Genomic DNA, 6,580 nt, shown 5'->3' on the forward strand with positions numbered 1-6,580 from the left:
CGTAAAAGCACATCCTTGCAGCGAAAAAGAGGGGAAGCAGACAGGTCGCTGCAAAATACTCGCTTTTCCGCAGCAGGGATAAAAACAGGGACAGCTTTGTCAGGCTCATGGCAGTCAGGGCATCCACAAAGACATACTGGAAGCTCAGAGGGATAACGCCGAGGGTAAAGACCTGAATGCCCCAGACAGAAAGAGATGAGTATTCCGGGTTTTGGGTGAAAATTCGGACAAAATACTGCGGAACAAAACGGGACAGCAGGAACATAAACGTTGTAAAACCGATGCATAAAAGCAGGACGCAAAGTACAATTTTGCGGATGCGCTCAACCTTTCCGGCACCCATGTTGAAGCTGATGAGGGGCTGGGAGCCTCCGGTGATGCCGAGCATCGGCGAGGTGATGAGCAGCATGTAGCTCTGTACGATGGTTGCGCAGGTGATGAGAGTGTCTCCGTATTCCGGACCGCCAAAATGCTGCAGGACTGCATTTAGGGCAATGATGATCATGCTGTCGGTTGCAAGAATTAAAAAGGGAGAAAAGCCCATTTTCAGGATGCGTACTGCGGTAGAACGCCGGATCGGTGCCAGTGTCAGGGGAATGGGCATTTTTTTCTGCTTCAGTGTCAGCAGGACAAAAACACAGGAAGACAACTGCGCGAGGACGGTAGCGAGGGCAGCACCTGCAATATTCATATGCAGCAGAAAGATAAATACGGGATCCAGTACGATGTTGACAACCGCACCGATCAAGGTTGTTGCCATCCCAAGCCCCGGATATCCCTGCGCGGTGATGAAATAGTTCATGCCCATGGACAGCAGGGCGAAGAACGTGCCGAGTGTATAAATCGTCATGTAGGTATTGGCGTAGGGAAATGTTGTTTGGCTTGCGCCGAACCATTGAAGAAGCGGAGCTTTCAACAAAAGAAACAAAATGGTAAGCGCAGCGGAAAAAACGAGCAGCATGGAAAAGCTTGTACCAAGGAGATTTTTTGCTTTTTCCTGATCCTTTGCTCCGAGACGCATCGAAAACAGGACGGAGCCTCCGATACCGATCAGTGTTGCAAAAGAAGAAAGCAGCGTGATGACGGGCGCGCAGATGCCGGCGCCTGCCAGGGAAACATCTCCGATCTGCGGGATATTTCCGATATAAATGCGATCAACGATGCTGTAAAGAACGTTGACAAACTGCGCGAACATAAAGGGGATCGAGGTTCGCAGAACCAATCCCGGTACAGAGTCGTTTCCGAAATCATTAGAGTGTTTTTTCATAAGAATGCTTCAATCCTATATAAAAGTGTTTATGCGGACGGGTGTATTTTGCCGGAAATGAAGAAAATTTCAACAAGGATCATGCCGATGGTGTTGGTTGAAAACCCGGTACGCAGGATGATTATACAGCAGGCATAAAAAAGCCGCAACAGGATTGTCCTTGCCATTCAGGAGGTGTGCTGTTAAAATGGAACAGGATTGACCCCGATTTTTCTGGAAACATTGAAACAGCAGGCATTTGTGCAGACGGGAAGAAGCTTGAAAAATAAAATTTTTCAAGCTCGAGATTTGTATCTGCGTGCACTTGACACAAACTCGGCATGCGCAAAAAGCGTGCTCAGAAATGAGAGGAAAACATGAGCATTATAAAGACGAAACATTTAAGTTATCATTATATCCGTCACGATGAGGAAGGCAATGTGGAGGGAGAGGTTCCAGCGGTAAAGGATGTAAATCTTTCGGTGGAGCCGGGCGAATTTATTGCGATCCTGGGACATAACGGTTCCGGCAAGTCGACGCTGGCGAAGCATTTTAATGCGCTTTTGCTGCCGTCGGAGGGCTGTATTGTTGTGGATGGCATGGATACGGCAGATGAGAACCATACCTGGGATGTGCGCAGCACTGCCGGGATGGTATTTCAGAATCCGGACAACCAGATCATCGGGCAGGTCGTGGAGGAGGATGTTGGCTTCGGACCGGAAAACCTCGGTGTGCCGACAAAGGAAATCTGGGAACGAGTGGAGGAAAGCTTAAAAGCAGTCGGAATGTATGAATATCGAAAATATTCTCCGAACAAGCTTTCCGGCGGACAGAAGCAGCGCGTTTCCATCGCAGGCGTGCTTGCGATGCATCCGAAATGTATTGTGCTGGACGAGCCGACGGCAATGCTGGATCCCAACGGGCGCAAAGATGTCATAAGGGCGGCTCGTGCACTGAATGACGTGGAAAATGTCACGATTATCCTGATTACCCATTATATGGAAGAGGTTATTTATGCCGACCGGGTGTTTGTAATGGATGAAGGCAAGGTTGTGATGCAGGGAACGCCGCGGGAGATCTTTTCCCAGGTGGAACGGTTGAAGCATTTGCGTCTGGATGTACCGCAGGTTACATTGCTCGCCTATGAGCTGCAAAAGAGCGGACTGAAGCTGCCGGATGGCATTCTGACAGCACAGGAGCTGACGGAGGAGTTAAAAAAGCTGTGTACAGGCAGTAAAACAGGCGTATCGGATAACAGACAAATGCCTGTAAAGTGAGGAAACAATGGGATTAAAACTGGAGCATGTAAGTTATTTATATGGAACGGATACGGAGCTTTTGGTGCGTGCACTGGATGATGTGAATCTGGAAATTCCGGACGGTCAGTTTATCGGACTGATCGGCCATACCGGTTCCGGAAAATCGACGCTGGTGCAGCATCTGAACGGGCTTTTAAAGCCGTCAGAGGGAACGATTCTTTTTAACGGTGAAAATATCTGGGCTCAGGATTATTCGAGAAAGACGCTGCGCAGCAAGGTCGGGCTGGTTTTTCAGTATCCGGAGCATCAGCTGTTTGAAACGGATGTATTTGCGGATGTCTGCTATGGCCCCAAAAACCTCGGGTTGGAGCAGGGGGAGATCGAGCGGCGTGCAAAAAAGGCACTGGAGCTGGTGGGTTTTCCGGAAGAATTTTTCGGACAGTCCCCGTTTGAGCTTTCCGGCGGACAAAAACGGAGAGTGGCAATTGCAGGTGTGCTTGCAATGGAGCCGGATATTTTGGTGCTGGATGAGCCGACAGCAGGACTTGATCCGAAGGGCAGGGACGAAATATTAGGGCAAATTTCTCATTTGCAGAAGGAAACAGGCATCAGCGTGGTGCTGGTTTCCCACAGCATGGAAGATGTGGCGAATTATGTGGAGCGCATTATTGTGATGAACAAGGGAAAGGTGATGTTCGATGACGTACCGCACCGGGTTTTTTCCCATGTAAAGGAGCTGGAGGCAGTCGGACTTGCCGCACCGCAGGTGACCTATATTCTGCACCAGCTAAAGGACAATGGCTTTGACGTGGATCCTTCTGCGACAACGATTGAGGAAGCAAAGGAGACGATTCTGCAGGCAGTGAGGAAGAACAGCAAATGATTAGGGATATTACACTTGGACAATATTATCAGACGGATTCCGTGCTGCATAGGCTGGACTGTCGGGTAAAGCTTGTAGGGACGCTTGCATTTATCATTTCCCTGTTCGTCGTGAATAACGTATGGGGATATCTGCTGGCGGCAATGTTTCTGGCACTGTGCATTCGGTTATCGAATGTGCCCTTTAAATTCATGGTAAAAGGTATGAAATCAATCGTATTTCTGATGCTTTTTGCGGTTGTGTTTAACCTTTTTCTGACTCCCGGAACTCCGGCTGTGACGATCTGGAAGTTGAAAATCACATGGGAAGGCATTGAGATGGCATCCAAGATGGCAGTTCGTCTGGTAATGCTGATCATCGGTTCATCGCTGATGACCCTGACAACTACGCCGAATCATCTGACGGACGGCCTGGAAAGCCTGTTGAATCCGCTTAAAAAGCTTAAGGTGCCGGTGCACGAGGTTTCCATGATGATGTCCATCGCGCTGCGCTTTATCCCGATTTTGCTGGAAGAGACAGACAAGATCATGAAAGCACAGATCGCGAGAGGCGCGGATTTTGAAAATGGAAGTCTGATCCAGCGGGCAAAGGCGATGGTTCCTTTGTTAGTGCCGCTGTTTATCGCTGCGTTTCGGCGTGCAAATGACCTTGCCATGGCGATGGAAGCCAGATGCTACCGCGGCGGCGAGGGGAGGACAAAGATGAAGCCGCTCGTTTATCGAAAGCAGGACTATATGGGCTATGGAGTTCTGGTTGCCTATCTGGTGGCAGCGGTTCTGATCGGGAGGGTGCTTCTGTAATGGAGACGATGGAAATACGAAAAAAGCGCCGCATTTGTCTGGTGGTGGCATATGACGGGACAAATTATCAGGGGTGGCAGATACAGCAAAATGGCAATACCATCGAAGCGGAGTTAAACCGTGCGCTGTCTGCCCTGACAAAGGAACCAATTGAGGTTTCCGGTGCGAGTCGTACGGATTCCGGTGTTCATGCGCGCTGCAATTACGCGGTATTTGATACCGCTGTCCGGATGCCCGGGGATAAATTTTCCTACGCATTGAACCAGCGTTTGCCGGAGGATATCCGGGTTCGAAAATCCTATGAGGTTTCACCGCACTGGCATCCGCGTAAGTGCAGCAGTAAAAAAACATATGAATACCGGATTTTCAATGACGAATTTCCGGATCCGCTCTGCCGCCTGTATACACATTTTACCTATACAAAGCTGGATATAGACAGGATGAATGCGGCAGCAGGATATCTTATCGGAGAGCATGATTTCAAAAGCTTCTGCAGTATTCATACGCAGACGGAGACCACGGTTCGGACGATCACAGATCTTTCGGTAAAAAAAGAGGGCAGCCTGATCACGATCCGGGTGACCGGTACAGGATTTCTTTATAATATGGTACGGATCATTGCAGGAACGTTGATAGAGGTCGGGAACGGCAAATACCCGCCGGAGCATATAAAAGAGATCCTAAAACACTGTGACAGAAGCTGTGCCGGACCGACTGCCCCAGCACGGGGACTGACGCTGGTGGAGTATGAGTTTTTGTGATGCAAGGATTTTCAGGACGAAAGGTTTCAGGAATGCAAGACGGTTTGTGACTGCATGAAAAGTGTTGTAAAATAGCGAAAAAATCTAATAAAAAAAGATTGACACAAGAGGTTGTGTAGCATATAATTATCAAATGTGGCGGTCTGAAAATGTTTTACCTGCCCCGGAAAAGCATTTTATCAAAAACAGACCTGTATTCGTTCAATTCCCGGTTCGGATACGCGCAGCGAATGACCTGTAGATTGTATGGAGGTACACTATGAAAACATTTATGGCTAACCCGGCTAAAATTGATAGAAAATGGTATGTAGTAGACGCAGAGGGCAAGACCCTTGGTCGTCTGGCATCTGAAGTAGCTAAAGTACTGAGAGGCAAGAACAAGCCTGAGTACACCCCTCACGTTGATACCGGCGATTATGTAATCGTTGTGAATGCAGAAAAGATCCATGTAACAGGCAAGAAGCTGGATCAGAAGATTTATTATCATCATTCCGACTATGTTGGCGGTATGAAGGATGCAACTCTGAGAGAAAAGCTGAACAAGAAGCCTGAGCAGGTTATTGAGTTAGCAGTGAAAGGAATGCTTCCCAAGGGACCTTTAGGAAGACAGATGTTCACCAAACTTCACGTTTATGCTGGTCCTGATCACAAGCATGAGGCACAGAAGCCTGAAGTACTGACATTTTAACTAAAGGATCGAAAAGGAGGAATTAGAAAATGGCTAACGCAGCAAAATATTACGGAACTGGAAGAAGAAAAAGCTCCATTGCCAGAGTATACCTGGTACCCGGCAACGGCAATGTGACAATCAATAAAAGAAGCATTGATGAGTATTTCGGTCTGGAAACTCTGAAAGTAATCGTTCGTCAGCCTCTGACAGCTACTGATACAGCTGACAAGTTCGACGTTCTCGTTAATGTTAAGGGCGGCGGCTACACCGGTCAGGCTGGTGCAATCCGTCACGGTATCGCAAGAGCACTGCTGGAAGCAGATGCAGACTTCAGACCTGTTCTGAAGAAAGCTGGCTTCCTGACACGTGATCCTCGTATGAAGGAAAGAAAGAAATACGGCCTCAAAGCCGCTCGTCGCGCACCTCAGTTCAGCAAGCGATAATCTACAGCTTAAAAATGCTAAAAAAGCCCGGAAATACGCCATTTTCCGGGCTTTTTCTATGCCTAAAATCACCTGATTCCGATGGTGAAATTTGAGGAAATTTGACTTCAAATTAGCCCATTTTAATGGGTTTACCATGGGTTTACGGCCTATTTTTGAGCCTAATGGGTGGGAAAATGGGTTTACAGAAGGCCATTTTGGAGGGGGAATTAGCCCTATATCCTTGACAGATTTTCGGTAAAAATCCGGCTGAAATGGAATGAAAAACAGTGTCAGGATCGTTTGGCGAGTCCTGACGAATTCTGCAAAAAAATAATATCAGGTATCCTGTTACATAGAGCCTTGGCTCATTCTTTGAAAACGAGAATGGGTCGAGGCTCTATTTTTTTCGCCCGAAATCCGGCGAGACAAATTTGAGTAGGAGGTAACAGGTATGACGGATTTCAATCAGAAGACCCATGACACCGATGTGGGCAGTCATGGCGGACAGTCGAGGCAGATGACGGAGGTGTTCGAGA

General features: G+C 48.0%; 7 protein-coding genes. 6 read left to right on the plus strand and 1 reads right to left on the minus strand.

Features of this window, described 5'->3' with window-relative positions:
* Positions 1-1,267 (minus strand): MATE family efflux transporter (locus OCV62_RS13915; RefSeq protein WP_262587364.1); only part of this gene is annotated, 1,267 nt, incomplete at its 3' end.
* 356 nt (positions 1,268-1,623) lie between these two features.
* On the opposite strand from OCV62_RS13915, the gene OCV62_RS13920 reads away from it, so the two are divergent.
* The 6 genes from OCV62_RS13920 to rpsI all read left to right on the plus strand — a co-directional run bounded on the left by OCV62_RS13920 (position 1,624) and on the right by rpsI (position 6,062).
* On the plus strand, positions 1,624-2,523 hold the full coding sequence (locus OCV62_RS13920; RefSeq protein ID WP_262587366.1) for an energy-coupling factor transporter ATPase: 900 nt from the start codon (positions 1,624-1,626) through the stop codon (positions 2,521-2,523).
* 7 nt (positions 2,524-2,530) lie between these two features.
* A complete protein-coding gene (locus tag OCV62_RS13925) occupies positions 2,531-3,388 on the plus strand; it encodes an energy-coupling factor transporter ATPase (RefSeq protein ID WP_117960402.1) in 858 nt (285 codons plus the stop codon).
* Positions 3,385-4,188: an energy-coupling factor transporter transmembrane component T family protein gene (locus OCV62_RS13930; RefSeq protein ID WP_262587369.1), complete on the plus strand. Its 804-nt coding sequence runs from the start codon at positions 3,385-3,387 to the stop codon at positions 4,186-4,188. Before OCV62_RS13925 ends, OCV62_RS13930 begins: the two co-directional genes overlap by 4 nt.
* Complete coding sequence (gene truA / locus OCV62_RS13935) at positions 4,188-4,949, plus strand: tRNA pseudouridine(38-40) synthase TruA (RefSeq protein WP_021915999.1); 762 nt, start codon at positions 4,188-4,190, stop codon at positions 4,947-4,949. The genes OCV62_RS13930 and truA overlap by 1 nt, the downstream gene beginning before the upstream one ends.
* A 259-nt stretch (positions 4,950-5,208) precedes the next feature.
* Entirely contained in the window at positions 5,209-5,637 is a 429-nt protein-coding gene (rplM, locus tag OCV62_RS13940) for a 50S ribosomal protein L13 (protein ID WP_021916000.1), read from the plus strand.
* A gap of 29 nt (positions 5,638-5,666) precedes the next feature.
* Positions 5,667-6,062: a 30S ribosomal protein S9 gene (gene rpsI, locus OCV62_RS13945; protein WP_117960398.1), complete on the plus strand. Its 396-nt coding sequence runs from the start codon at positions 5,667-5,669 to the stop codon at positions 6,060-6,062.
* Positions 6,063-6,580 lie beyond the last annotated feature (518 nt).

Origin of the sequence: Gallintestinimicrobium propionicum (genome assembly GCF_025567525.1) — a bacterium.
In the GTDB taxonomy this organism is placed as follows: domain Bacteria; phylum Bacillota; class Clostridia; order Lachnospirales; family Lachnospiraceae; genus Gallintestinimicrobium; species Gallintestinimicrobium propionicum.